The following is a 22,520-nucleotide window of genomic DNA, read 5'->3' as shown; positions in this document are numbered from 1 at the left end:
GGGCGGATCAGGAGCGGCTCAGGAGCGGATCAGAGCTTGTAGAAGCGCTTGATCGCGTTCCACGCGTCTTCCGGCGCGTCGACGTACTCGAAGAGCTTCACGTCGCCCGGCGAGATCACGCCTTCGTCGACCAGGAAGTCGAAGTCGATCAGCCGCTTCCAGTAGTCCGAGCCGAACAGCACGATCGGCACCGGCTTCGACTTCTTCGTCTGCACCAGCGTGATCACCTCGAAGAGCTCGTCGAGCGTGCCGAAGCCGCCCGGGAACGCCACCAGCGCCTTCGCACGCATCATGAAATGCATCTTGCGGATGGCGAAGTAGTGGAACTTGAAGCTCAGCGCCGGCGTAACGTAGGGGTTGGCTTCTTCTTCCATCGGCAGCGCGATCGCCAGGCCGACCGACAGGCCGCCGCCCTCGTGCGCGCCGCGATTGGCCGCCTGCATGATGCCGGGGCCGCCGCCGGTGCAGATGAAGAGCTTGTCCTGCGGCTCCTTGCCGTTGCTGTACTCGGCCACCAGCTTGCCGAAGGCGCGCGCCTTCTCGTAGTAGTGCGAGTTGCGCGCCAGCCGGCGCCAGCGCTCGGACGCCGTGGTGTCGCCGCCGAGCTCGGCCTGCGCGATCATGGCTGCGGCGTCTTCCTCGCTGCGGAAGCGCGCGCTGCCGAACACCACCACGGTGTTCTCGATGCCGTGGGCTCGCTGCTCGATGTCGGGCTTCATCAGCTCGAGCTGCATGCGGATGCCGCGCGTCTCGCGGCGCAGCAGGAACTCGGGGTCGGCGAAGGCGAGGCGCGAAGGATCGGGATCGAGCGGAAGGCCTTGGTCCGCATGGGTCTGGAGCGTGGCCCAGGCATCGGCCAGGCGCTTGTCGTGAAGGTTGTGCGTGTTGTTCATGGAGAAAGCGGACAGGTTGACCAAGGTGATTGTGCAGCGTCGCAACCATCGTGCCCAACGCGCGGCAGATGTCCCGGAAACGAAAAAGGCTCCTTGCGGAGCCTTTTTTCGGGGTGGTGGTCAGCCGGTGGAACCGGGACTCAGACGCGCTTGCGGTATTCGCCGGTGCGCGTGTCGATTTCGATCTTGTCGCCTTGCGACACGAACAGCGGCACGCCGATTTCGAAGCCGGTGGCGATCTTGGCGGGCTTCATGACCTTGCCCGAGGTGTCGCCCTTGACGGCCGGCTCGGTCCAGGTGATTTCGCGCTCGACGCTGGTGGGCAGTTCGACCGAGATGGCCTTACCTTCGTAGAACACCACTTCGACGGCCATGCCGTCTTCGAGGTAGTTCAGGGCGTCGCCCATGTTCTCGGCTTCGACTTCGTACTGGTTGTATTCGGTGTCCATGCAGACGTACATGGGGTCTGCGAAGTAGGAGTAGGTGCACTCCTTCTTGTCGAGCACGATCTGGTCGATCTTGTCGTCGGCCTTGAAGACCACTTCGGTGTTGAAGTTGGCGATCAGGCTCTTCATCTTCATGCGCACGGTGGCGGAGTTGCGGCCGCCGCGGCTGTATTCGGTCTTGAGGACGACCATCGGGTCCTTGCCGTGCATGATGACGTTGCCGGCGCGGATTTCTTGAGCGATTTTCATATCAGGGTCTCTGGATGTTGGCCGCTCGGTGCGCGGGGCCTTCGGCTGCCGTCTCGATGTGTGTTTCGACGTTCGCCGGGATGTCTGGCCCCGCGGTACATGTCCCGCGGCAGGTTTAGCGGAAGGGCACCCCGGATCGGTGAGATCCGGGCCGGAATCCGCAAAGCCCGCTATTTTAGCTTTTTTGGGCGATGAATTTCCGCAGTTGGGTGACCAGGTCTTCCTGCGCGAGCAGCCGCGCGCGGGCGTCCCGGGCTGTTTCCAGCCACAGGCCCTGCATTTCCGGCTCGGGCAGGGCGCCGTTGCCGAAGCCGTTCCACGCGTGGTGAAAAAGCCTCAGCGAGGGCGGCGCACCGAGCCAGTCGAGCCAGGCGTTCAGCTTGACGTGGTGGGCGTCGTCGTCCTGGGGGTAGATCTGCCAGACCAGCGGCGTCCCGGCCCAGAGGGCACGCACCAGCGAATCCTCGCCGCGCACGAAGTTCAGGTCGCAGGCCCACAGCAAGTGGTCGAAATCGGGCTGCGCGAGATAGGGCAGGTATGAAATTGATAGCGCGCCGCGGCCGTGGGGCAAGGGGGCGTCGGCGAAAAGAGCCTGAACCGCTTGTGCGGCGCGCCCCGCCGTCACCAGCAGTCGCGTGGGCTGGTCGCTTTCGGCGAGGCGAGCCAGCAGGCCGGCAAGCGCCGGGGGCTCGTAGCAGAAAAGGGAGACGAGGCGCTCGTTTTCCTGCCAGGGGATCTGCCGCGCCGCCAGCCAGGATGCGCGATCGAAGCCTGCCCTGCGCTCCATCAAGCCGGGCTCGCGCAGCAGTCCGCCGGTGGCGGTCGTGAAGCCGGGATAGAAGAAGCGCTTGGTCAAGCCGGCGCCGGGGCCCTTGAACACCGGCGAGGGCAACCCGTGCAGCCGCTCGACGTACGGCTCCGCGGACAGGTATTCGAGGTTGATCCAGGCAATGCCCGGCCGCTCGGCGAAACGGGCGATCAGCTCCGGTGCCGGCTCGCAGCCGAAGCCCTCGATCAGCACGTCGGGCGCCGGCTGCGCCACGGCCGCCCGCAGTGCTGTGGGGTCGAGCCAGTCGATCACTTCCACGCCGTCATGGCCCGAGGGCGCCATCCAGCCCAGGGCCGAGGTGTCGTCGACCCATAGTCGCACCCGTTCGCCGAGCCCGGCCAGCTGGGAGGCCAGCCGCCAGCACACGCCGAGGTCGCCGTGGTTGTCGATGACCTTGCAGAAGATGTCCCATCGCATGGATTGCATGGTCGCGAGTGTGCCCGCGTTCGCGGGTGGTGCTTGCTATGCTGTCCGGACAACCACCACCGGAGAGAGAACCCATGAGGATGAAGACCTTCCGTGCCGCGAAAACCGTGCTCGCCGTCTCCCTGGCGCTTTGCGGCATGGCCGCCGCCGTGGCGCAGACGCAGACTCCGCCGTCGCTCACGCCGCAGCAGCAGCGTTTCCACGACATCTACAAGGAGCTGATCGAGATCAACACCACCCATTCGGTGGGTGACAACACCGCGGCGGCGCGGGCCATGGAAAAGCGTCTGGTCGAAGCGGGCTTCGCTCCGGGTGACATCCAGATCTTCGAGCCCTTCCCGAAGAAGGGCAACCTGGTGCTTCGCTTCAAGGGCGACGGGAGCAAGAAGCCGCTGCTCCTGCTGGCCCACATCGACGTGGTCGAGGCCCGCCGCGAGGACTGGAAGACCGATCCCTTCAAGCTGCAGGAAACCGGCGGCTACTTCACCGCGCGCGGCGCCATCGACGACAAAGCCATGGCCGCGGCGCTGGTCTCGGTAGTGGGTCAGCTGAAGCAGGAAGGCTTCAAGCCCAAGCGCGACCTGATCCTGGCGTTGACCGCCGACGAGGAACGCGGTGACGCGCTGAGCAACGGCGCCTTCTGGCTCATCAACAACAAGCCCGAGCTGCTGCAGGCCGAGTTCGGCATCAACGAAGGCGGCGGCGGCGAACTGCGCGGCGGCAAGCCCAACCTGCACCGGATGCAGGTGGCCGAGAAGATGTACACCACCTACATGCTGGAGGCGCGCGACGTGGGCGGCCACAGCTCGGTGCCGACGAAGAGCAACCCGATCTACGCGCTGTCGGCCGGCCTGGAGCGGCTGGGCAACTACAGCTTTCCGGTGAAGCTCGCCGATGTCACCAGGACCTACTTCGCGCGCAGCGCACCGTTCGCCACCGGCCAGCTCGCCGAGGACATGCGCGCCGTCGGCAACGGCAACCCCGACCCGGCGGTGATCGAGCGCATGTCGGCCAACCCGGCCTACAGCGCCCAGTTCCGCACCACCTGCGTGGCGACGATGGTGCAGGCCGGCCACGCCGAGAACGCATTGCCGCAGTCGGCCAAGGCCACGGTCAACTGCCGCATCCTGCCGCACGACGACCCCGACGAAGTGGAGCGCCTGCTGACCCAGGCCATCGGCAACGACAAGATCGTGGTGCGCAACATGGGCAAGCCGCTGCGCAGCCCGGCCTCGCCGCTGAACGGTGATCTCGTGAAGACTGTGGAGTCGATCACGCAGCAGATGTGGCCCGGCGTGCCCGTGGTGCCCGCGATGAGCACCGGCGCCACCGACAGCCGCTTCATGCGCAATGCCGGCATCCCGATGTACGGCGTGACCGGCATGTTCCTGGAGCCGTCCGACGCGCGCGCGCACGGGCTGGACGAGCGCATCGAGATCCAGCGCCTGTACGACGGGCGCGAGTTCCTGTACCGGCTGGTCAGCGAGCTCGCGAAGTAGGCAGCACAGGGCACCTCAGGGCCGCGAGGGCCCTGCGGGTTCTCAGGGCGTGAAGGTGTCGCCCAGCACGATGCCTTCGCGCCGCGGGTCGGCGCCACCGCTCAGCACCGGCTTGCCGCCGACGTTGGTGCGGATGATGGTGCTGATGCCGCTGGATTGGGCCGACGTCACCACCGTGTGACCCAGTGCGCGCAGGCCGGTGATCAGCGCGTCGTTGTTGCCGCTGTTGCTGGTGTCCACGTTCGGATGCTCGCCGCCCACGTTGGTGTTGACGCTGTTGGACGCGCCGAAGTCGACCAGCGACGTGGCCTGCTGCGCATCGAGTCCCCAGTCGAGCGCGCCGACCAGCGTCTTCACGACGTACTGGATGATGGTGCCGCCGCCCGGCGAGCCGGTGCCCATGACGAACTCGCCCATGCTGCCGTCGGCGTTCTTCCTGAACACCAGCGTCGGCGCCATCGTGCTGCGCGGACGCTTGCCGGGGGCGACGCGGTTGGCTACCTTGACGCTCGGAGTCACGCTGGTGTCGTCGGGGTTGGACGCAAAGTCGGTCAGCTGGTTGTTCAGCATGAAGCCCTGCGTCATGTGATACGAGCCGAGCGTGGACTCCACCGTGGTGGTCATCGAGACCACGTTGCCCTGCTTGTCGACGATGGTGAAGTGCGTGGTGCCGTGCTCCTCAGTCTTGTCGATGCCCAGCGGCACCGAGCCGAGGTTGCCGGCCTGGGCGACGCCCATGCTCTTCGTCAGGCTGATGAGGCTGGCCCGGCTCTGCAGGTAGGGCTTGTTGATCATGGTGTCGACCGAACCGCCCGGCAGCGGCACGAAATCGGTGTCGGCCACGTACTTGTCGCGGTCGGCGTAGGCCAGGCGCTCGGCCTCGCTCACCAGGTGCACGCCCATCACGGTCGGCCTGCCGCCCTCGATGTCGATGGCAGTCGGCTTGTACAGACCCAGGTTGAAGGTCTCGAGGATGCCCAGGCTGGCCACCACGGCAATGCCGCCGGAGGAGGGCGGTGACATGCTGCAGACGTAGTAGTCGCGATAGGTGCCGCAGACCGGATCGCGCCGCTTGGCCTTGTAGTTGGCCAGGTCGGCCATCGTGGTCATGCCGGGCGTGATGGCCGAGCCGTCGTTCGCCGCGGTCGTGATGCCGATCTTGTCGACGATGCCCTGCGCGATGTCGCCTGTGTAGAAGGCGCTGGCACCCTGCGTGGCGATGGCGTTCAGCGTTTTCGCATACGCCGGGTTTTTCAGCTTCGTCCCCAGCGCCTTGGGCGAGCCGTCCGCATTGAGGAAGTACGCCGTGGCTTCGGCGTCGCGCTTGAGGCTGGTGGCCGACGAGGAGATGGCGGCGGCCATGCGCCCGCCGATCGAGAAGCCGTCGGAGGCCAAAGTGATGCCGTAGCCGAAGAGATCCTTCCACGGCAGCTTGCCGTGGTCCTGGTAAGCGATGTCGAGCATGCGCACCGCTCCCGGCGTGCCGATGGAGCGTCCGCTGGCGCGAGCCCCGCCGGGCTTGGGCGCCGTGGTGTCGGCGCCGGTCGGGTCGATGTAGCGCAGGTAGTTCTCGTTGGCCGCGGCCGGAGCGGTCTCGCGGCCGTCATAGGCCTGCACCTTCTTCGTGGCCGCGTCGTAGTAGAGCATGAAGGCTCCGCCGCCCAGCCCGCTCGATTGCGGCTCGACCAGCCCGAGCACCGCCTGTACCGCCACGGCCGCATCGACCGCGCTGCCGCCGGCCTTGAGGATGTCGCAGCCGGCGCGCGTGGCCAGCGGGTGGTTGGCGACCACCATGTAGTTCTTCGCGTACACCAGCTTGTGGCCAGGCACGTAGCCCGAGGCAGGTTCGGGCGCTGCCGGATCGCCTGCGTCGCCCGAGCCGACCACCACCGAAGAGCCGCCGCTCGGGGTCAGGCAGCCGGTATCGGGCGCGGCCGGTGCCGGCTGGTTCGCCGCGTTGATCGCGGCGATGGCCGCAAGCGTGGCTGCCGTGTTCTGGGCGTCGTTGTTGGAGCCGCCGCCGCAGGCCGTGAGGCTCAGCGAGAGCGCGACAGGCGTCAGCGCCCACCAGACGCGTCTGTTGTTGCTTTTCTTCATGGAGAGTCCCGAGTAGGTTTTTAGAAAAAACACGGGCGCTCCTCGCGCCCGTGCCTCATCTTCAGCACATTTCGTTCCAGCCGCGTCGGGGTTTGCGCTCAGACGGCCGCCGGGCCCCATGCCGCGCGCCACAATAGCCGCCATGTCAGACGTGCATTCCGAACAACTGCTCAGCGAAGTGGCGGCCCTGCCGCAACTGCCTGGCGTGTACCGCTATTTCGACGCGGCCGGCGCGGTGCTCTACGTGGGCAAGGCGCGCAACCTGAAGAAGCGGGTCGCCAACTACTTCCAGAAGAACCACGGCGGCACCCGCATCGGTCACATGATCTCGAAGATCGTGCGCATGGAGACCACCGTGGTGCGCTCGGAGGCCGAGGCGCTGCTGCTCGAGAACAATCTCATCAAGACGCTCAAGCCGCGCTACAACATCCTGTTTCGCGACGACAAGAGCTACCCCTATCTCAAGATTGCCTCGCACCAGTTTCCGCGGCTGGCCTATTACCGCGGCGCGGTCGACAAGAAGCATCGCTACTTCGGGCCGTACCCCAGCGCCTGGGCGGTGAAGGAGTCGATCCAGCTGCTGCAGAAGGTGTTCCGCCTGCGCACCTGCGAGGACACGGTGTATGCCAACCGCACGCGGCCCTGCCTGCTCTACCAGATCAAGCGTTGCAGCGGTCCGTGCGTGGGCCACATCGCGCCCGAGGCCTACGCGCAGGACGTGGCCAGCGCCGAGGCCTTCCTGATGGGCGACACCCAGCTCGTGCTCTCCAAGCTCGAGCAGCGCATGACGGCGCATGCCGAGAAGCTCGAGTTCGAGCAGGCGGCCGAGCTGCGCAACCAGATGTCGGCGATTTCGCGCGTGCTGCACCAGCAGTCCATCGAGATCGCGTCCGACAAGGACGTGGACATCCTTGCCGTGAAGGTGCAGGGCGGCAAGGCCTGCGTGAACCTGGCCATGGTGCGCGGTGGTCGGCACCTGGGCGACCGGCCGTACTTTCCGGTGCACGTGGAAGACGCGGCGCAGATCCATCACGGCGAGCTCGACGACGAGGAGGGCGCTCCGCCCGCCGTCGCAGTCCCGGTCGAGGTGCAGGTGCTCGAGGCCTTCATCGCCCAGCACTACATCGACGTGCCCGTGCCCGCCACGCTGGTGCTGAGCGAGCAGGTGAGCCGCGAGCTGATCGAGGCGATCTCGCAGCAGGCCGGCTCGCGTGTGACGGCGGTGTTCCAGCCGCGCGAGCAGCGCCGGCACTGGCTCGAGATGGCCGAGACCAACGCCAAGTTGCAGCTGGCCCGGCTGCTGGCCGAGGAGGGCTCGCAGCAGGCGCGCACGCGCGCGCTGGCCGATGCGCTGGAGCTGGCCTCGGACGACCTCGACAACTTCCGCGTCGAATGCTTCGACATCTCGCATACCGCGGGCGAGGCGACGCAGGCTTCGTGCGTGGTGTTCGAACACCACGCCATGCAGAACAAGGAGTACCGCCGCTACAACATCGAAGGCATCACGCCCGGCGATGACTACGCGGCCATGCGCCAGGTGCTGCACCGACGCTATGGCAAGCTGGCCGAGGCGATGGCGGCCGAGACCGATGCCTTGCCCCCGGGCGACGCCGAGAGCGACGGCAGCGAGGCGCCCGCGAAGACCCGGACCACCGCGCGCATGCCCGACCTGGTGCTGGTCGACGGCGGCAAGGGGCAGGTGTCGATGGCGCGCGAGGTGTTCGGCGAGCTGGGCCTGCCGCTGTCGCTGATCGTCGGGGTCGAGAAGGGCGAGGGCCGCAAGGTCGGGCTCGAGGAGCTCGTGTTCGCCGACGGCCGCGAGAAGGTCTACCTGGGCAAGGACTCGGCCGCGCTGATGCTGGTGGCCCAGATCCGCGACGAGGCGCACCGCTTCGCCATCACCGGCATGCGGGCCAAGCGCGCCAAGGTGCGGGTGGGCGGCAGCCAGCTCGAGGACATTCCGGGCATCGGGCCCAAGCGGCGCGCGCGGCTGCTGCAGCGCTTCGGCGGCATCCGGGGCGTGGCGGCTGCGAGCGTCGAGGACATCGCCTCGGTCGAGGGCATCGCCGCCGACCTGGCGGAAGAAATCTACAAGGCGTTGCACTGATCGCGCGACCCCCGCAGGGGGTTAACGCCGCCATGACACAATCAAGCGATGTTCTGGACGCTACCGACCATCATGACCTGGACGCGCATCGTCGCGATCCCTTTGATCGTCGGCGTGTTCTACCTGCCGATGGCCGAGCCGATGCGCAACCTGATCGCCACGGTCATGTTCATCGTCTTCGCCGCGACCGACTGGCTCGACGGCTTCCTGGCACGCCGGCTCAACCAGACCTCGGCCTTCGGGGCCTTTCTCGATCCGGTGGCCGACAAGTTCCTGGTGTGCGCCTCGCTGTTGGTGCTGGTGCACCTGAACCGGGCCGATGTGTTCGTGGCGCTCATCATCATCGGCCGCGAGATCGCCATTTCGGCGCTGCGCGAATGGATGGCGCAGATCGGCGCCAGCAAGAGCGTGGCGGTGCACATGATCGGCAAGGTCAAGACGACCGTGCAGATGATCGCCATTCCCTTCCTGCTCTATGACGGGCGCCTGTTCGGCGTGATCGACACCGGTGTCTGGGGCCAGTGGCTGATCTGGATCTCTGCCGTGCTCACCATCTGGTCGATGGTGTACTACCTGCAGAAGGCCATTCCGGAAATCCGGGCCCGTACCAAATGACGCCGGCAGCCGCGGGCCGCGGCGCAGGCTGGCTGCGGGCGATGCCGGCGATCTTCGTGCTGATCTGGAGCACGGGCTTCATCGTCGCGCGCTACGGCATGCCGTATGCGCCGCCCCTCAAGTTCCTGGCCGTTCGCTTCGCGCTGTCGCTCGCGTGCTTCGCCGCATGGGTCGCGCTGGCGCGGGTCGAGTGGCCGAAGCAGCGCGCCCAGTGGGGGCACCTGGCCGTCACCGGCATCCTGATGCAGGCGGGCTACCTCGGCGGCGTCTGGGCCGCGGTGCGCGAGGGCATGGGCGCGGGGCTGGTGGCGCTGCTGGTCGGCATCCAGCCTGTGCTGACGGCCGTCTGGCTGTCTTTCACCGGCGGGCGCATTACGGGGCGCCAATGGGCCGGACTGGGGCTGGGCTTCGCGGGCCTTGTGCTGGTGGTGCTGCGCAAGCTGGGGCAGGGCGGCGAGGTCAGCGTGCAGACGATGGCGCTCGCGCTGATGGCGCTGGTGTCGATCACTGCGGGCACGCTCTACCAGAAGCGCTTCGTCGCGCCTTGCGACGTGCGCAGTGCGAGCGCCGTGCAGATGGCGGCTGCCGTGCTGGTCACCCTGCCGTTCGCGGCGCTGGAGTCCGACAACATCCATTGGAACCTGCATTCGGGCGGGGCGATGGCGTGGTCGGTGCTGGCGCTGTCGCTGGGCGGCAGCTCGCTGCTCTACATGCTGATCCAGCGCGGCACGGCCACCGCCGTCACCAGCCTGCTCTATCTGGTGCCACCCTGCACGGCGGTGATGGCGTGGCTGCTTTTCTCCGAGCCGATCACGCTGGTGACGGTGCTGGGCATCGGGCTTACCGCTGTGGGCGTGAGCCTCGTGGTGCGCAACGGACGCTGAGCGGTCCGATCCTTCTTTTCTAGCGCCCGCCGGCCTTGCCCGGCTTCCAGGGCTCGCCGCGAAACTGCTCGACGAGGTGATCGACCAGCAGGCGTACGCGGCGCGGCGTCTTCGGGCGCCAGGGCGCGATCCAGTGGATGTCGGCTTCCGCCATCGCGTATTGCGGCAGCAGGCGCACGAGCTCGCCGCTGGCGAGTTGCGGCGCGATATCCCAAAGACTGCGCAGCATGATCCCGTGTCCGGCCAGGCACCAGTCGCGCACCATCTCGCCCGAGTTGCTGGCCAGCGCGCCCTGCACGCGCACGCGCGCCGTGCTGCCGTCGCGCGCGTGGCGCAGGGTCCACACGGCGTGCTGGCGCTGGCTGGCGTCGCCGTTCTCGCGCGCGACCAGGCAGTCGTGCGAGGCCAGCGCCTCGACCGTGGCCGGCGTGCCGCGGCGCTTCAGGTAGTCGGGCGAGGCGGCGAGCACGCGCTGGTTGCGCGCGATGCGCCGCGAGATCCAGTCGGCCGCATGGCGCTGCTGCACGGCCCAGAGCCAGACTGCGCCGTCGTAGCCCTCGGCGCCGAGGTCGGGCAGTTGCTCGGTCAGCATCAGTTCGATCTGCAGCGCCGGGTGCCGCGCCTGGAAGGCGGCCACCGCCGGCCCGAGCCAGCGCCGGCCGAAGCCGAAGGTGGCGGCCAGGCGGATCGTGCCGGTCAGCTCGTTCTGTCGCTCGCCGAGTTCGTTCTCGAGCGCGACGAAGCCGTCGAGCAGTGCCCGTGCGTGCAGGCAGACCGCTTCGCCCTCGGCCGTGGCGTTGAGGCGGCGGGTTGTGCGCTCGAACAGGCGCTGCCCCAGGCGCGCCTCCAGCGCACCGAGCCGCTTGGTGACGACGGAGGGCACGACGTCGAGCGTGGCTGCCGCGCCCGCCAGGCTGCCCTGGTCGCGGATCGCCAGCACCAGTGCCAGGTCGCCGCGGTCCATCGATGGTGGATTCATGCCAGATTGGAAAGTATGAATTGGCTGATTGTTGCTTGATGGCCGGCAGGGCGCAACGCACAATCGTCGCCGTGACGGCCTCTTTCCTTTCCCTCCCCACCTTCGACATCGAGCGAGACGGCGTGCGCATTCGCGGGCGCATCGGCGGGCAGGGGGCTCCCCTGTTGCTGCTGCACGGCCATCCGCAGACGCATGCGATCTGGCATCGCGTGGCACCCGCCCTGGCCGAGAAGTTCACGGTGGTGGCGCTCGACCTGCGCGGCTACGGCGACTCGGGCCGGCCGGCGGCCGATGCCGAACATGCTGTCTACAGCAAGCGCGAGATGGCGCTCGACGCGCTCGCCGCCATGCGGCACCACGGCTTCGACCGCTTCGGCGTGCTGGCGCATGACCGCGGAGCACGCGTCGCGCACCGGCTCGCGATGGACCATCCCGTGGCCGTCGAGCGCATGCTGCTGCTCGACATCGCGCCCACGCTCGCGATGTACGAGCAGACATCCGAAGCCTTCGCGAAGGCCTACTGGCACTGGTTCTTTCTCATCCAGCCGCCGCCGTTGCCCGAGGCGCTGATCGCGTCCGACCCCGTGCGCTACGTGCGCAGCGTGATGGGCGGGCGGCACGCCGGCCTCGCTCCCTTCGCGCCCGAGGTGCTGGCCGAGTACGAGCGCTGCGCCGCCATCGCAGGCACGGCTGAATCGATCTGCGAGGACTACCGCGCCTCCGCCACCATCGACCTCGAGCACGACCGCGCCGACATCGCCGCGGGCCGGCAGCTTGCGCTGCCGCTGCGCGTGCTGTGGGGCGAGCATGGCGCCGTGGGCAAGGCCTTCGACGTGCTCGCGCTGTGGCGCGAGCGCGCCGCCGATGTGTCGGGCCGCGCGCTGCCGTGCGGCCACTATGTTCCCGAAGAGGCTCCGGACGAGCTGCTCGCCGAAGCCCTGGCCTTCTTTTCACCTTTGCAACAAGCACACGCAGGAGCCAATCCATGAGCACCCACAGAATCGCAGTCATCGCCGGCGACGGCATCGGCAAGGAAACCATGCCCGAGGGTGTGCGTGTGCTCGATGCTGCGGCGCGCAAGTTCGGCATCGACCTGAAGTTCGACTACTTCGACTTCTCGAGCTGGGATTACTACGAGAAGCACGGCCAGATGCTGCCCGACAACTGGAAGGACCAGATCGGCGGGCATGACGCCATCTTCTTCGGCGCGGTGGGCTGGCCCGAGAAGATTCCCGACCACGTGTCGCTGTGGGGATCGTTGCTGATGTTCCGCCGCGAGTTCGACCAGTACATCAACCTGCGTCCCGCGCGCCTGATGCCCGGCATCATCGCGCCCGTGGTGCGGCGCGACGGCACGCCGCGCGAGCCCGGCGAGATCGACATGTACATCGTGCGCGAGAACACCGAAGGCGAGTACTCCAGCATCGGCGGGCGCATGTACCAGGGCACGCCGCGCGAGATCGTGGTGCAGGAAACGGTAATGTCGCGCGTGGGCGTCGACCGGGTGTTGAAGTTCGCGTTCGAGCTCGCGCAGTCGCGGCCGAAGAAGCACCTGACGAGCGCCACCAAGTCGAACGGCATCTCGATCACCATGCCGTACTGGGACGAGCGCGTGGCCGAGATGGGCAAGAGCTACCCCGACATCAGGCTCGACAAGTTCCACATCGACATCCTCACCGCCCACTTCGTGCAACGGCCCGACTTCTTCGACGTGGTGGTGGCGAGCAACCTGTTCGGCGACATCCTGTCGGACCTGGGGCCGGCCTGCACGGGCACCATCGGCATCGCGCCCAGCGCCAATCTCAACCCCGACCGCACCATGCCGTCGCTGTTCGAGCCGGTGCACGGCTCGGCTCCCGACATCGCTGGCAAGGGCATCGCCAACCCGATCGGCCAGATCTGGTGCGGCGCGATGATGCTGGAGTTCCTGGGCCACAAGCAGGCGCACGACGCCATCCTGTCGACCATCGAGAAGGTGCTCGCGCCCCAAAGCGGAGCACCGCGCACCCCCGACATCGGCGGCAAGGCCAGCACTTCCGACCTGGGCAAGGCCATCGCCGATGTGCTTTGAGCCGCCACGAAAAAGGACTTCACGAAACGCCCCTAAAATCGCGCGCTCCGCTGCTCGGCATGGCCTCGTGTCTTATTGACACCCTGCAGACCAGTGGTTGTAATCCTCGCTGGCAGCGCGCTGCCGAGGCGTCAGGCCTGCCAGGTTCTTGTGTCGCACCGTTTGCGGCCAGGTCGCAGCTGACGAAAGCCGACCAACTTTTTTTCTACAAGGGGCCCTTGTGAACAAGACCGAACTGATTGAGCACATCGCAAAGAACGCCGATATTTCCAAAGCCGCAGCGACCCGCGCGCTCGAATCCACCATCGGCGCCATTCGTACCACGCTCAAAAAGGGCGGCTCTGTTTCGCTCGTCGGTTTCGGCACTTTCGCAGTAGGCAAACGCGCGGCCCGCACCGGCCGTAATCCCCGTACCGGCGACGCTATTAAAATCAAGGCCGCCAAGATCCCGAAGTTCCGTCCCGGCAAGGCGCTGAAAGACGCGCTGAACTGAGGCGTTAGACTCGGGGAGTATTTCCGGTGGGGTGCTTAGCTCAGTTGGTAGAGCGGCGCCCTTACAAGGCGTAGGTCGGGGGTTCGAGCCCCTCAGCACCCACCACCACCCGATGCAAAGGCGAACCACAAGTTCGCCTTTTTTGTTGCCGTCCGACAGCCGTCGAAAAAGAGTGTTCAAGCATGTTTGATACCTTCCGCAAGTACAACAAAGTCGTGATGATTTTCTTGTTCTTGCTGATCATTCCCTCGTTCGTGTTCTTCGGTGTCGAGCGCTATCAGGGGTTCGGCCGCGACGAGAAGGTCGCACGCGTCGAAGGGCATGACATCACGAAGCCCGAGTGGGATCAGCAGCACCGCGTCGAGACGGACCGCATCCGCCAGCAGTCGCCCAACGTCGACCCGACGCTCCTGGAGTCCGACGCATTGCGCTATGCCACGCTGGAGCGCATGGTGCGCGATCGCGTGCTGGCCGCAGCGGCTGCCAAGGCCAACATGACGGTGTCCGAAGACCGCCTGTCGCGCATCTTCGCGCAGGACCAGGGCCTGGCCAGCTTCCGCACGCCCGACGGCAAGTTCGACCGCGAGGCCTTCCAGCGCGTGACCGGCCGCACGCCGGAGCAGTACGAGGCCTCCGTTCGTTCCGATCTGGCGACGCAGCAGGTGCTGCTGGGCATCTCGAGCACGGCCTTCACGCCGCCGGCCTTGGCGGCCACCACCATCAACGCGTTCTACGACACGCGCGAGATCCAGGTCGCCCGCTTCACCCCCGACAGCTTTGCCTCGAAGGTGACGGTGAGCGATGCCGACGTCGAGGCCTACTACAAGGACCACACGGCACAGTTCCAGGCGCCCGAGCAGGCCAGCATCGAATACCTGGTGCTCGACCTCGATGCGGCGAAGAAGAACGTCGTCGTGAACGAGGCCGACCTCAAGACCTACTACGAGCAGAACGCCTCGCGCTTCGGCTCCAAGGAAGAGCGCCGCGCGAGCCACATCCTGATCACCGCGCCGGCCAGCGCGTCTGCCGCCGACCGCGAGAAGGCCAAGGCCAAGGCTGAGCAACTGCTGGCCGACGTGAAGAAGGCTCCCAACACCTTCGCCGAAGTGGCACGCAAGAATTCGCAGGACCCGGGCTCGGCGGAGAAGGGCGGCGACCTCGACTTCGTGACCAAGGGCGCGATGGTCAAGCCTTTCGAGGATGCGATGTTCGCGCTGAAGAAGGGCGAGATCAGCAACGTCGTCGAGACCGAGTTCGGCTATCACATCATTCACCTGACCGACATCAAGCCGGCCGTGGTGCCTCCCTTCGAGCAGGTGCGCGCAACCATCGAGAACGACATGCGCTCGCAGCAGGCAACGCAGGAATTCGCGAAGGCCGCGGAGACCTTCACCGACGCGGTCTACCAGACGCCCGACAGCCTCAAGCCCGCGGCCGAGAAGCTCAAGCTCACGATCAAGACGGCCGACAACGTCGCGCGTACCGCGGCACCCGGCGCAACCGGACCGCTGGCCAACCGCAACTTCCTGAACGCGCTGTTCGCCGCCGACTCGCTCGAGCGCAAGCAGAACACCGAAGCGATCGAAGTCGGCCCCAGCCAGCTCGCGTCGGGCCGCGTGACGAAGTACTCGCCGGCGCATCCGGTGCCGCTGGCCGACGTGAAGGACAAGATCCGCGCCCAGCTCGTCGCCGAACGTGCCGCCGTGCTGGCCAAGACCGAAGGCGAAGCAAAGCTCGCTGCCTGGACCGCGAAGGCCGATGGCGCAACCTTCGGCGCGCCCGTGACGGTGTCGCGTCGCGACGTGCAATCGCAGCCGCTGCCGGTCATCGACGCCGCGCTGCGTGCCGACCCCTCCAAGCTGCCCGTGCTCGTCGGCGTGGACCTGGGTGCGCAGGGCTACACGGTGGTGCGCGTGACCAAGGTCGTGCCGCGCACGCCGCCTCCGGCCGAACTCGCCAAGCAGGAGCAGTCGCAGGTCGGTCAGTCGATTGCTGCCGCCGAGGATGCCGCCTACTACAACCTCCTGAAGGACCGCTTCAAGGCGGAGATCCTGGTGTCGAAGCCGGCGGAGACGCTGCCGCCCGCCGCGCGCTGATACGCACGCGCGGTACGCCACCAGACACAAGGCCCGAGCCAATGGCTCGGGCTTTTTTCATGGGGCGCAGGCAGGTCGCACGAGGGACAACTTGCGCGTTGGCTTCTTGCCAGAATCCCGCCCATGGGAACCCTCTACCTCGTGCGCCACGGACAGGCCAGCTTCGGTGCTGCCGACTATGACAACCTGAGCGAACTCGGACACCGTCAGTCCGTGCGCCTCGGTGAGTACTGGCGCGAGCGCGGCGTGAAGTTCGATGCCGTCATCACCGGCACTCTGAAGCGCCATCGCCAGACCTGGGAAGGCATCGCCAAGGGGCTCGGTCTCGAACGCGACGACGTGCTTCCGTGGCCCGGCCTCAACGAGTACGACAGCGAGGCGGTCATCGCCACCATCCACGAAGGCAAGCTGGAGAAGCCGGATTCACCCGAGATGTACAGGCACCACTTCCGCCTGCTGCGTGAGGGGTTGGGCGCGTGGATGCAGGGGAAGACGGCGCCGGTGGGAATGCCGAGCTATGTCGACTTTCTCGCCGGAGTGACGACGGCACTCGACCATGTGCGAGACAGGCATCACGGCGCGAAGGTTCTGGTGGTGTCGAGCGGAGGGCCGATCAGCACGGCAGTGGGGCATGTGCTGGGTACGAGTGCCGAGACAACGATCGAACTCAACCTGCGCATCCGCAACACATCGGTGACCGAGTTCGCCTTCACGCCCAAGCGGCACATGCTCGTGACGTACAACACGCTGCCGCACCTCGATGGTCCGGCGTACGAAGACTGGATCACCTACTCCTGAAGACGGGCTGCGGCATCCGGCGTCAGGCCTGCCAGACGCCGTAGCCGGCCTTGCGCAGTGCGATGCCGAGGTCGACTTCCATCAGGCGAGCGTCCTCGTAGGTCATGGGGTTGTAGCGTTCGTAGAGTGCGGGCAGCAGTCGCAGGCCGAACTCCTGCACGAAGCTGTTGGCCTGGATGCCGGCCTTGTGCTTGTCGAAACGGATGTCGGGGTCCAGGCCGGTCATGCCGACGTAGACGAAAGGCTTGCCGAGTTGGTAGTCGGGGTTGGCGCGCCTGAAGCGGCCGTTGTTCCATACGCGGTCGTCCAGCTCGACCACATAGACATGATGCTTGGCGCGCGCCTTGCGGGGCATCACAGTGGCGGCCGTGCGCGCGGAGCGACACGGCCTTTTACTTGTCTTGATCAGCTCTTGCGCTTGATCAGGCCGTAGATGAAGAGCAGCACGATCGCACCCAGCACCGAGGCAATGAAGCCCGCACCTTGGCCGGCGGTGTACCAGCCCAGCGACTGGCCGACGTACGTGACGATCAGCGAGCCTGCGATGCCGATGAGGGTTGTGACGATGAAGCCTGCCGAGTCGTCGCCCGGCTTGACCGCCCGTGCCACAAGACCTACGACGAACCCGATCAGGATGGTCCAGACGATGCTCATGAAGAATTCCTTTGGTTGTGGTGAAGGGGGCGTTGGCCGGAAGCCACGCCTGTCTGCGCGGGGCGCATTCATGATAGCGGAGCGATGTGTGTACCAGCGAAGGCAGCGAACATCGAGCGGGCGCGTGGGAATTTGTGCCTGACTTCGCGGCGCGTGCGTTGCGCGGCGTCCTACAAATCTGGTGCCGGCGAGCCTGGGCAGACCTGTGTTTGCAGGGCGAAATGTGGCTTTCGAGCTGTTTGATCGATGGCGCCGGCCAAAACGGCGATTTTTAACGCTACAATCGTAGGCTCTGCGGTGGCTGTAGCTCAGCTGGTAGAGTCCCAGATTGTGATTCTGGTCGTCGTGGGTTCGAGTCCCATCAGCCACCCCAAGAAATTCAAGGCGCTACAGCTATCAAAGTTGTAGCGCCTTTCTCGTTTTATTCCCACCGTGGGAATATCCGCCGGCCCCTGTCACAGCGCCGAGCGCTTCACCTCTCTATTGCGGTCATAAACCTTTGCGGTCGTCGCGGGGTTGGTGTGCAAATCGGGCAATTCGCCGTGCACCTGCTTGTGCAGCGTCGCGTAGTAGGCGCGCAGGTCGTGGAAGGTGAATCGGTCGCTTTCCGCCAACACCTTTTTTTCAATTGCCAGAATTACGCAGCGCTGCCAGAGCGTTTTAAATCCGCGCGCAGTGTAGGCATTGTTATCGCGGGTGGGAAACACATAAAGGCAGTCCACGCCGCGCTGCTTGTGCAATTCCTGTAGGCGGTCCAGCAGGGCCCCAAGTGCCGGCGTGATCGCAATTATTTCCACGATCCGCTCGCGCTTTTTGCCGCGCTGCTTTGCCCGGAAGACGCGAATTTCTCCCGCCACGCGGTCGACCTGCGGCCACGTGAGCGGCAGGAATTCGATTTTCCGGTTTCCGGCCAAGCTGGCATATTCCGCGGCCATGCCGATGATGCGGCGCTGCGGGGTCTGCTCGGCCAGCCATTTAAGGAATCTGGCCAGCACGGCCGTATCCGGCGCCTCGGTGCGGGCCTCGCTGCCGTGCGGCTCCACGCCGATCGTGCTGTTGATCGTGCACACACCCAGCTTGATGGCGTGGCCAAAAAGACGCGACAGCAGGCTCTTCTCGATGTCGGCGCGCCTGGGAGAGCCCGCGCGCTCGATGTGGATATAGCGCGCGACCACGGTGGTGCTGATCTCGGTCATGTGCATGTGGCCGAGCCGGTCGTTGATCTGCTTCCAAGCCAGCGCGTAGTCGTTGCGGGTCCCCTGTGTCAGTTTTTTCCAACGGGGCGACTCCTGAAAGCGCTGCCAGACCCATTTCAGCGTGCCCATGCCGTCGCCCGGCGCGCCGCCGTTCATGTCGAGCACCTTGCGCAGCGCCACCGAAAGGTCTGTGCCCAGGCTGATCGGCTTGCCCCCCACCGGATGGAATCGGTAAGTGATCGTCTTGCCGTCGGACCAGGGGCGGGCCTCCATCCTTGGAAGCAGGCCGGCCGCCGAGGCGCGGTCGCGCGTTCTGGCCATCAGCGACCTCCCGCTGGTGTTTTCCAGCGCGGGCCATTGCTGGCTGCCGGCGGCGCTTCCGTCGCCTTCGGCCCGTAAAGGCGGGCCCATTCGACGCGCGCCACCAGCGGGCGCCCGTTCGGGCGGCGGTCGACCCGCAGCCCGAGGCGGCGCAGGTGCCGCACCTTGGCGGCGTTCTGGGTGAGCCCTTCGCAGAGCCCATCGATTTCTTCGTCGCTCATGTCCGGGCGATTGGGGTCGGTGCTCACGATGCAATACTCGAATAATGAAAAAGACAGGTCGAACCGCCCGCCAGCTGCAGCAGATCCTGATTGAGCGCATTGAGGCGCTGCCAGGCTTGGCAGGTGAGGTCACCGACGTGCATGTCGGCGGCGTGCGGTGGATGGATGGGGGCGAAGGCGGCCCGACGTGGACGGTGCCGATCCTTCGCGATCGCGACCAGCACCGTCCAGACATTGCCCGCGTCATCAGGCAGGCGCAGATGGAGTTCGACCTCGAGGAGGATTGAGGTCATGGGGCGCTAGCCTCCTGCGCCGCCGGCACGGGCGCTGGCTCAGGGTCGCCGCACATCCACACCAGCGCCTCGCGCGGCAGCGTGCGCTCCGATGGAAAGGGCCAACCGGGCGTGTGGGTGCGCAGGTGGACCAGGTCGCCCGTGCGCTCCAGCTCAACGCCGAACGCATCCTCGCCCTTCACCTTGTACGTGCGGGTCATGCTCGAGCCAAGCCTCCCGACGACTCGAAGCCGCTGCGAACCCGGGATCGCTTCGTGTAGAGCGCTCCGGGCGTGAGCGGGGGCCGCGGCGCATTGGCGCCTGGGCCCGCGACGTAGATCGCGATCGGTTTGCCGCCGCGCGGCTGGCGAAGCCAGTCGCCGATATGGGCCTCGCGCCCGAGCAGCACCAGGGCGGCGAGCTCAACGCTCACGGTCTTGATGCTGCGCTGGGCGCGCTGGGCCAGCTGCGCCTGGGTTCCCGGCATTGCCGCGATGAGGATGTCCCGGCAGCTCAAGGCGAGCACCCCGCATCGAGGCGCGCGTCGATTCCGCGGCACACGGCCGCCCGGTCGTCGCTGTGCAGCACCGGCAGGCCGATGCCTTCGACGGTGCGCCACCGGCCCAGCGGGGAGCCCTCGGCGCGACGGCTGTCGAACACGATGACCTCGCCCCTGTAGCTCCAGCGGTTCAGGCCGATGGGCTCCATGGGATAGGCAATCCGCTCGTTGCACGGCGCCGCCGCGGGAGCAGGCGTCGGCACTGTTGCGGGCGGCCCCGGTTCCGAAAAGAGATCGAATGTCATAGGGCATCGCTCCAAGCCAGAAGTGGGGCGTTTTTCGGGACCTTGTGCTTGCCGCGGGCCAACGGGTGCTTCGGATGCCCGTTGGCGCACTTGCCGATCACGTAGACCGGTTTGTGCTGGCAGTGGTCGCGCACGGCTCCGAGCGTGGCCGAGCACCAGTCGCCAGCGCGGTGGCCCATCGCGCCCCAGGCCAGCAACACGGCGCTAGCGGCGTCCATTTCCTTTTCGATGAGCGCGAGGTTTCTCCACAGAATGGCGCGGAGTTCGAGGTCGCCGTCGACCTGCGAGCGGTCGAGCATGTCGAAGGCGCGGCCGGGCGCAGAGCTGCGCAGCGGGCACATGTTCACGACCACCACGCCGCCGAAGCCGTTGTGGCTGGCAATGTGGCAGACCAGCGTGATGGTCGGATCGTCGATCTCGTGGTCCGCGTCGCTGGGGTTGAACATGCACACCAGCAGGACCGGGCGCTCGTCCCAGGTGCGGGTGAGGGTCCAGCGGTAGGTGCCGCAAGCCGAAAGGTGAGCGGTGCGCTTCATGTGTTCTCCTTCGTGGTGATGGAAGAAGAGTCCCCGGCGAACACGCGCCGGAAGGTCACGGCCCATACCCAAGGGTTCAAGGTCCAGCTGTCGGGGCCGTTAATCTGCTCCCACAGGCGCATGTACGACGCCTTGGCCGTGGCCCACACGAAGCCATCGTGGCCGTCGTGGCGATACCCGGTGTGGCCGACGCCTAGCCCGTCGTGGAGTTGGGCGCCTTCGGCGATAGCGTCCTCTTCGCTGATGTCCTGCAGGCGTTGGACTCGCAGGTCCGTGATTTCGAGGTCGATGCGGCTGGCCGCGCGCGGCATGAAGATCGCCGGCCGCTTCCACCACTTGGGCGTGACCCCGCCATCGCGCTTGCCTGCAAGCGGCTGCGGGTGTGGATGGTCGGCGCCGTACAGGTAGGTCTTGCCGCACTCGACGGTCATGTCCACGAAGTGCCATTCGTCTCGGCGCTTCTTTGCGCTGTAGCGCGTCTCCCAGCGGCCGAACGCGAAGTGCGTCTCGCGTACCCACAGCCGGTCGCCTCGTTTTCGTGCGTAGGGGCAATGGCATTGGTCTTGTTTGCCGTCCGGCCAATCGGGCGCATGCTCGATGGCTACCCACGGTTGCGCCCATCCGCCGCGGCGCGCGGCCTCGTCGTCCGGATGCCCACGCTGCCCGAAAAGCGTGTAATCGGTAAACGCATGCTGTTTCTGACGCTTCATCACGCGCCGCGTCTGCGTCTTCGTGCCGTCGAGCAGCGCGCGCACCATGGGCGCGGAGAACAGGATCGGCAGCTCGCGCGTATCGCCCTGAGGCGATTTCTGCGCGACATCGGCTACAGGCGATACGCGGTGCACGCGCAGCGGGGTGGCGCGCACGAATTCAGGCGGCGCCATGGGGCACCTCGTTCCATTCGCGGCCGTCCAGCAGGCGGCCGGCGGCCTTCTTGCCGACCCGGAAGACCTCAGGCCGCAGCGATGCCAGCTCCACGCCGCGCTGAATCGGGCCAGGCCACTCATGCCGCGGCACGCCGCCATCCGCCCGATCCGCCTCCCACCAACCATGCTGAGCACGCCCAGTCTGCTCGATGGAGCTCTCCTCCCCCCACTCGCCCCATTGCTTGAACAGGAAGGGCACGCCCGCTGCGTTGCATTGGTGGCGCAGGCTGCGGGCCCAGTCAGGGTTCATGGGGCGCGCTCCCGGGCCGCTTTCGCCGCCGACGATCACCCAGTCGATGCGCGGCAGGTCGGGCATCGGGTTGCCATCGTCGTCTTCGCAGCCGGTGGTGCCGTGCAGCGGGTAAATCTCGCCGTGCCCGCCCACGTCGATGACGGTCAGGTTCACCATCCCGAGGAGCGGCTCCATGCTCAGAAACCGCACGCGCGCCGGCGTCGCCAGCAACTTGGGGACGTCGCGGTCGGCTTCCACCGGGTTCACGATGGTGGACCCGAGCCAGACGTTCGTCGGGGCATCACCTGCCAGCCAGCGCTCGATCCAGCGCAGCAGCGCGACGGATTCTTCCGAGGCGGTGGCCAGCCCCTCGCGGAGCCATTCCGCCGCTGCCTCCAGCCGGCCACGCCAGTTGCCGATCCGCTTCGACAGCAGCAGCCAGTCGAGATCCGGCGTGCGGCGAATCAGGCCCAGCAGGTCGACCAGCCATTCGATGTCGACGGCGTTGTCGAGCCAATCGGCCAGGCTCGCGCAGAACACGCGCTGGCGATGCCCGTGCTGCATGAAAAAGGAGCTGTGCTGCGCGTTCCACCGCAGGGGCAGGTTCCAGGTGGTGGCGCTGGTGCGGCGCCGCGGCGCGCCCGGGCCCCAGTTGATGGCCTGGCCGCCGGCGAACCGCGCGTTGCGCGTCTCGGCGTAGCAGTTGTCGCAGCCGGGGCCGACCTTCTGGCAGCCTTCCCAGGGGTTGAAGGTGTGGGTGGCCCACTCGATCTTGGTGTTCTCGCTCATATTGTTTCGCTCGTGTGGAGTGAAGAAAAGAGGGCGCCGCTCACGCGGGCCAGTCGGGAATGGAGGAGGGAGGGAGGAGGTGAACCG

General features: G+C 66.7%; 25 protein-coding genes and 2 tRNA genes. 11 read left to right on the top strand and 16 right to left on the bottom strand.

Translation table 11 applies throughout. The annotated features are described in order from the left end of the window. Window positions 1-29 precede the first annotated feature (29 nt). From ABL840_RS27180 to earP, 3 genes are all read right to left on the bottom strand, one after another. Window positions 30-893 (bottom strand): TIGR00730 family Rossman fold protein, encoded by an 864-nt coding sequence (locus tag ABL840_RS27180; RefSeq protein WP_093203601.1) that lies wholly within the window; start codon window positions 891-893, stop codon window positions 30-32. 140 nt (window positions 894-1,033) lie between these two features. Then, the gene (gene efp, locus ABL840_RS27175) at window positions 1,034-1,588 is read right to left on the bottom strand and encodes an elongation factor P (protein ID WP_093203421.1); all 555 of its coding nucleotides are present in this window, start codon (window positions 1,586-1,588) and stop codon (window positions 1,034-1,036) included. Window positions 1,589-1,763: 175 nt separating this feature from the next. Further along, complete coding sequence (gene earP / locus ABL840_RS27170) at window positions 1,764-2,843, bottom strand: elongation factor P maturation arginine rhamnosyltransferase EarP (protein WP_093303641.1); 1,080 nt, start codon at window positions 2,841-2,843, stop codon at window positions 1,764-1,766. Between the two features lie 74 nt (window positions 2,844-2,917). On the opposite strand from earP, the gene ABL840_RS27165 reads away from it, so the two are divergent. Next, a complete protein-coding gene (locus tag ABL840_RS27165; protein ID WP_093303644.1) occupies window positions 2,918-4,342 on the top strand; it encodes a M20/M25/M40 family metallo-hydrolase in 1,425 nt (474 codons plus the stop codon). Window positions 4,343-4,384: 42 nt separating this feature from the next. Here the strand turns inward: ABL840_RS27165 and ggt are convergent, their stop codons facing one another. Then, window positions 4,385-6,439, bottom strand: coding sequence for a gamma-glutamyltransferase (ggt, locus tag ABL840_RS27160; protein WP_093303646.1), 2,055 nt, complete (start codon window positions 6,437-6,439; stop codon window positions 4,385-4,387). A gap of 142 nt (window positions 6,440-6,581) precedes the next feature. Between ggt and uvrC the strand changes: the two genes are divergently transcribed. From uvrC to ABL840_RS27145, 3 genes are read left to right on the top strand one after another with little or no spacing between them, the layout of a single operon-like run. Then, complete coding sequence (gene uvrC, locus ABL840_RS27155) at window positions 6,582-8,546, top strand: excinuclease ABC subunit UvrC (RefSeq protein ID WP_093303649.1); 1,965 nt, start codon at window positions 6,582-6,584, stop codon at window positions 8,544-8,546. A gap of 48 nt (window positions 8,547-8,594) precedes the next feature. Next, window positions 8,595-9,161 (top strand): CDP-diacylglycerol--glycerol-3-phosphate 3-phosphatidyltransferase, encoded by a 567-nt coding sequence (gene pgsA / locus ABL840_RS27150; RefSeq protein WP_093203413.1) that lies wholly within the window; start codon window positions 8,595-8,597, stop codon window positions 9,159-9,161. Continuing rightward, the gene (locus ABL840_RS27145; RefSeq protein WP_093303651.1) at window positions 9,158-10,045 is read left to right on the top strand and encodes a DMT family transporter; all 888 of its coding nucleotides are present in this window, start codon (window positions 9,158-9,160) and stop codon (window positions 10,043-10,045) included. Before pgsA ends, ABL840_RS27145 begins: the two co-directional genes overlap by 4 nt. Before the next feature lie 19 nt (window positions 10,046-10,064). Here the strand turns inward: ABL840_RS27145 and ABL840_RS27140 are convergent, their stop codons facing one another. After that, a complete protein-coding gene (locus tag ABL840_RS27140; RefSeq protein ID WP_093303654.1) occupies window positions 10,065-11,024 on the bottom strand; it encodes a LysR substrate-binding domain-containing protein in 960 nt (319 codons plus the stop codon). Between the two features lie 38 nt (window positions 11,025-11,062). Here ABL840_RS27140 and ABL840_RS27135 point away from each other — a divergent pair, with 38 nt between their 5' ends. From ABL840_RS27135 to ABL840_RS27110, 6 genes are all read left to right on the top strand, one after another. Continuing rightward, entirely contained in the window at window positions 11,063-12,013 is a 951-nt protein-coding gene (locus tag ABL840_RS27135) for an alpha/beta fold hydrolase (protein ID WP_418116022.1), read from the top strand. Then, entirely contained in the window at window positions 12,010-13,095 is a 1,086-nt protein-coding gene (locus ABL840_RS27130) for a tartrate dehydrogenase (RefSeq protein WP_093303656.1), read from the top strand. The genes ABL840_RS27135 and ABL840_RS27130 overlap by 4 nt, the downstream gene beginning before the upstream one ends. Window positions 13,096-13,315: 220 nt before the next feature. Continuing rightward, window positions 13,316-13,588 carry an HU family DNA-binding protein gene (locus ABL840_RS27125; RefSeq protein WP_007830705.1) on the top strand — a complete coding sequence of 91 codons (273 nt, stop codon included), beginning with the start codon at window positions 13,316-13,318 and terminating at the stop codon, window positions 13,586-13,588. A 29-nt stretch (window positions 13,589-13,617) separates the two neighbouring features. Beyond that, window positions 13,618-13,693, top strand: a tRNA-Val gene (locus ABL840_RS27120). Between the two features lie 77 nt (window positions 13,694-13,770). Beyond that, on the top strand, window positions 13,771-15,684 hold the full coding sequence (locus ABL840_RS27115) for a SurA N-terminal domain-containing protein (RefSeq protein WP_093303659.1): 1,914 nt from the start codon (window positions 13,771-13,773) through the stop codon (window positions 15,682-15,684). Between the two features lie 123 nt (window positions 15,685-15,807). Continuing rightward, on the top strand, window positions 15,808-16,482 hold the full coding sequence (locus ABL840_RS27110; protein WP_093303661.1) for a histidine phosphatase family protein: 675 nt from the start codon (window positions 15,808-15,810) through the stop codon (window positions 16,480-16,482). Window positions 16,483-16,504: 22 nt separating this feature from the next. Here the strand turns inward: ABL840_RS27110 and ABL840_RS27105 are convergent, their stop codons facing one another. Further along, a complete protein-coding gene (locus ABL840_RS27105; RefSeq protein WP_093203403.1) occupies window positions 16,505-16,837 on the bottom strand; it encodes a hypothetical protein in 333 nt (110 codons plus the stop codon). Between the two features lie 50 nt (window positions 16,838-16,887). Beyond that, on the bottom strand, window positions 16,888-17,136 hold the full coding sequence (locus tag ABL840_RS27100; protein WP_126472780.1) for a GlsB/YeaQ/YmgE family stress response membrane protein: 249 nt from the start codon (window positions 17,134-17,136) through the stop codon (window positions 16,888-16,890). A 297-nt stretch (window positions 17,137-17,433) separates the two neighbouring features. Between ABL840_RS27100 and ABL840_RS27095 the strand changes: the two genes are divergently transcribed. Further along, window positions 17,434-17,509, top strand: a tRNA-His gene (locus ABL840_RS27095). Between the two features lie 82 nt (window positions 17,510-17,591). Here the strand turns inward: ABL840_RS27095 and ABL840_RS27090 are convergent. Genes ABL840_RS27090 through ABL840_RS27050 form a run of 9 tightly spaced genes read right to left on the bottom strand, consistent with a single transcriptional unit; the run spans window position 17,592 to window position 22,433 of the window. Further along, on the bottom strand, window positions 17,592-18,653 hold the full coding sequence (locus ABL840_RS27090; RefSeq protein ID WP_093303664.1) for a site-specific integrase: 1,062 nt from the start codon (window positions 18,651-18,653) through the stop codon (window positions 17,592-17,594). Continuing rightward, on the bottom strand, window positions 18,653-18,901 hold the full coding sequence (locus ABL840_RS27085) for a DUF4224 domain-containing protein (protein ID WP_143093968.1): 249 nt from the start codon (window positions 18,899-18,901) through the stop codon (window positions 18,653-18,655). The genes ABL840_RS27090 and ABL840_RS27085 overlap by 1 nt, the downstream gene beginning before the upstream one ends. Next, window positions 18,898-19,167: a hypothetical protein gene (locus tag ABL840_RS27080; RefSeq protein WP_176947518.1), complete on the bottom strand. Its 270-nt coding sequence runs from the start codon at window positions 19,165-19,167 to the stop codon at window positions 18,898-18,900. The genes ABL840_RS27085 and ABL840_RS27080 overlap by 4 nt, the downstream gene beginning before the upstream one ends. Further along, on the bottom strand, window positions 19,164-19,367 hold the full coding sequence (locus ABL840_RS27075) for a hypothetical protein (protein ID WP_093303673.1): 204 nt from the start codon (window positions 19,365-19,367) through the stop codon (window positions 19,164-19,166). Before ABL840_RS27075 ends, ABL840_RS27080 begins: the two co-directional genes overlap by 4 nt. After that, window positions 19,364-19,672: a hypothetical protein gene (locus ABL840_RS27070; RefSeq protein WP_093303676.1), complete on the bottom strand. Its 309-nt coding sequence runs from the start codon at window positions 19,670-19,672 to the stop codon at window positions 19,364-19,366. Before ABL840_RS27070 ends, ABL840_RS27075 begins: the two co-directional genes overlap by 4 nt. Then, the gene (locus ABL840_RS27065) at window positions 19,660-19,950 is read right to left on the bottom strand and encodes a hypothetical protein (protein WP_143042945.1); all 291 of its coding nucleotides are present in this window, start codon (window positions 19,948-19,950) and stop codon (window positions 19,660-19,662) included. Before ABL840_RS27065 ends, ABL840_RS27070 begins: the two co-directional genes overlap by 13 nt. Then, entirely contained in the window at window positions 19,947-20,486 is a 540-nt protein-coding gene (locus ABL840_RS27060; protein WP_176947519.1) for a DUF1643 domain-containing protein, read from the bottom strand. Before ABL840_RS27060 ends, ABL840_RS27065 begins: the two co-directional genes overlap by 4 nt. Then, window positions 20,483-21,370 carry a hypothetical protein gene (locus tag ABL840_RS27055; RefSeq protein WP_418116021.1) on the bottom strand — a complete coding sequence of 296 codons (888 nt, stop codon included), beginning with the start codon at window positions 21,368-21,370 and terminating at the stop codon, window positions 20,483-20,485. Before ABL840_RS27055 ends, ABL840_RS27060 begins: the two co-directional genes overlap by 4 nt. Beyond that, window positions 21,357-22,433: a phage Gp37/Gp68 family protein gene (locus tag ABL840_RS27050; RefSeq protein WP_093303683.1), complete on the bottom strand. Its 1,077-nt coding sequence runs from the start codon at window positions 22,431-22,433 to the stop codon at window positions 21,357-21,359. The genes ABL840_RS27055 and ABL840_RS27050 overlap by 14 nt, the downstream gene beginning before the upstream one ends. Window positions 22,434-22,520: the final 87 nt, after the last annotated feature.

Source organism: Variovorax sp. NFACC27 (genome assembly GCF_048301545.1).
In the GTDB taxonomy this organism is placed as follows: Bacteria; Pseudomonadota; Gammaproteobacteria; order Burkholderiales; family Burkholderiaceae_C; genus Variovorax; species Variovorax gossypii.
Note: the sequence above shows the minus strand (reverse complement) of the source record. Positions and strands in the feature narration are given on the sequence as shown.

Coding starts and splice junctions, on each gene's coding strand:
- efp (WP_093203421.1), bottom strand. CDS start 1,588: ATGAAAATCGCTCAAGAAATCCGCGCCGGCAACGTCATCATGCACGGC.
- ABL840_RS27060 (WP_176947519.1), bottom strand. CDS start 20,486: ATGAAGCGCACCGCTCACCTTTCGGCTTGCGGCACCTACCGCTGGACC.
- ABL840_RS27055 (WP_418116021.1), bottom strand. CDS start 21,370: ATGGCGCCGCCTGAATTCGTGCGCGCCACCCCGCTGCGCGTGCACCGC.
- ABL840_RS27145 (WP_093303651.1), top strand. CDS start 9,158: ATGACGCCGGCAGCCGCGGGCCGCGGCGCAGGCTGGCTGCGGGCGATG.
- ABL840_RS27110 (WP_093303661.1), top strand. CDS start 15,808: ATGGGAACCCTCTACCTCGTGCGCCACGGACAGGCCAGCTTCGGTGCT.
- pgsA (WP_093203413.1), top strand. CDS start 8,595: ATGTTCTGGACGCTACCGACCATCATGACCTGGACGCGCATCGTCGCG.
- ABL840_RS27100 (WP_126472780.1), bottom strand. CDS start 17,136: ATGAGCATCGTCTGGACCATCCTGATCGGGTTCGTCGTAGGTCTTGTG.
- uvrC (WP_093303649.1), top strand. CDS start 6,582: ATGTCAGACGTGCATTCCGAACAACTGCTCAGCGAAGTGGCGGCCCTG.
- ABL840_RS27080 (WP_176947518.1), bottom strand. CDS start 19,167: ATGACCTCAATCCTCCTCGAGGTCGAACTCCATCTGCGCCTGCCTGAT.
- ABL840_RS27135 (WP_418116022.1), top strand. CDS start 11,063: ATGGCCGGCAGGGCGCAACGCACAATCGTCGCCGTGACGGCCTCTTTC.
- ABL840_RS27140 (WP_093303654.1), bottom strand. CDS start 11,024: ATGAATCCACCATCGATGGACCGCGGCGACCTGGCACTGGTGCTGGCG.
- ABL840_RS27090 (WP_093303664.1), bottom strand. CDS start 18,653: ATGGCCAGAACGCGCGACCGCGCCTCGGCGGCCGGCCTGCTTCCAAGG.
- ggt (WP_093303646.1), bottom strand. CDS start 6,439: ATGAAGAAAAGCAACAACAGACGCGTCTGGTGGGCGCTGACGCCTGTC.
- ABL840_RS27165 (WP_093303644.1), top strand. CDS start 2,918: ATGAGGATGAAGACCTTCCGTGCCGCGAAAACCGTGCTCGCCGTCTCC.
- ABL840_RS27115 (WP_093303659.1), top strand. CDS start 13,771: ATGTTTGATACCTTCCGCAAGTACAACAAAGTCGTGATGATTTTCTTG.
- ABL840_RS27075 (WP_093303673.1), bottom strand. CDS start 19,367: ATGACCCGCACGTACAAGGTGAAGGGCGAGGATGCGTTCGGCGTTGAG.
- earP (WP_093303641.1), bottom strand. CDS start 2,843: ATGCAATCCATGCGATGGGACATCTTCTGCAAGGTCATCGACAACCAC.
- ABL840_RS27050 (WP_093303683.1), bottom strand. CDS start 22,433: ATGAGCGAGAACACCAAGATCGAGTGGGCCACCCACACCTTCAACCCC.
- ABL840_RS27065 (WP_143042945.1), bottom strand. CDS start 19,950: ATGACATTCGATCTCTTTTCGGAACCGGGGCCGCCCGCAACAGTGCCG.
- ABL840_RS27130 (WP_093303656.1), top strand. CDS start 12,010: ATGAGCACCCACAGAATCGCAGTCATCGCCGGCGACGGCATCGGCAAG.
- ABL840_RS27180 (WP_093203601.1), bottom strand. CDS start 893: ATGAACAACACGCACAACCTTCACGACAAGCGCCTGGCCGATGCCTGG.
- ABL840_RS27105 (WP_093203403.1), bottom strand. CDS start 16,837: ATGCCCCGCAAGGCGCGCGCCAAGCATCATGTCTATGTGGTCGAGCTG.